This window comes from Allobosea sp. CER48, assembly GCF_044752385.1.
Classification (GTDB): Bacteria; Pseudomonadota; Alphaproteobacteria; order Rhizobiales; family Beijerinckiaceae; genus Allobosea.
Window position 1 is genome coordinate 1 of record NZ_JBIWYK010000670.1, and the last position, 1,341, is coordinate 1,341.

At 65.9% G+C, this 1,341-nt stretch carries 1 protein-coding gene; it reads left to right on the plus strand.

All coding sequences use genetic code 11. The features are described 5' to 3' along the window. On the plus strand, positions 1–1,099 hold a 1,099-nt coding region (locus ACIPIA_RS16440), incomplete at its 5' end, for an ROK family protein (RefSeq protein ID WP_400511046.1). Between the last annotated feature and the right edge of the window lie 242 nt (positions 1,100–1,341).

The window sequence follows — 1,341 nt, forward strand, 5'->3', positions numbered from 1 at the left end:
CACGGCGACTGCCGAGCAAGCACGCACTGCCGCGACCGGGCCGCACGGCTCCGCCGAGCTGCCGTCGGTCATCGTCACCAGCTACAATCTCGAAGTGCGCGATGACGATGGCTTCGTCGGCGACAAGGCGAGCCGCGGCGCCTTCATCGAGCATCTCGATGCGCTGCGCAGCCATCTCAAGCGCAATGGCGAAGATCCGCTGAAGGGCAAGACCGCCGAGATCAGCAAGAAGGAGCTCGATGCGCTGATCAAGGAGGGCGACGCCCGCGAGGCTGCGCTCGTCCTCAGTGCCGTCGAAGGCTTTGCCCAATCGCTTGCCTTCGTGATCCGTCGCTTCGCGCGGCTGAAGAGCTGGGCTGCGGTCGAACGCATCGTCGTCGGCGGCGGCTTTCGTGAGAGTCGCGTCGGGGAACTGGCCATCGCGCGCGCCGCCATCATCCTGCGCACCGATGGGCGGGACCTCGATCTCGTGCCGGTCAGCCACCACCCGGACGAGGCGGGCCTCGTCGGCAGCGCCCATCTCGCGCCGAAATGGATCTTCGAGGCCTATGACAGCCTCGTTGCCGTCGATATCGGCGGTTCGAACATTCGCGCCGGGATCGTCGAGCTGCGGCAGCAGAAGGCACCCGACCTCAGCCGGGCGCGCGTCTGGAAATCCGAACTCTGGCGCCATGCCGATGAGGAGCCGAGCCGCGACGAGGCGATCAAGCGCCTGGGGAAGATGCTTCGGGACCAGATCGAGAATGCCAAGAAGGAGGGCCTGAGGGTCGCGCCCTTCATCGGCGTCGGCTGTCCCGGACTGATCGAGCCCGACGGCGCGATCGAGCGGGGTGCGCAGAACCTGCCCGGCAATTGGGAGAGCAGCCGCTTCAACCTTGTCGACAGCATCCGTGCGCTCGTGCCGGAAATCGGCGACCACGAGACCGAGGTCGTAATGCACAACGATGCGGTCATCCAGGGGCTGAGCGAGATGCCGGCGATGCAGGACGTCGAGAACTGGGCGGTGCTGACGATAGGGACAGGGCTCGGCAATGCCAGCTACCGCAACCGCGCCAAGGACAAGGCCGGCAAGAAGGGCAAGACGGACGACAAAGGCTGAGCCGGCATGGCCCATGCCATCTTCAGGTCGTGTTTTGCGGCAATGAGCGGACCGTGGCCGTAGCACGGCCAGCCTTGTCCGTTCGTCATCCGAGGAGCATCCGCTTTGCCGGCCGCCGAATTCCGCTCTCCGTCTTGCCTTGCGGGCAAGGCTGTGCCGAGGGTCGAGCCCGAGCCGAATCATTCCGGGGAGCAGGGGCTCATCTCCATGGCAGGGCGCATGGCATACCCACCGTTCCATAG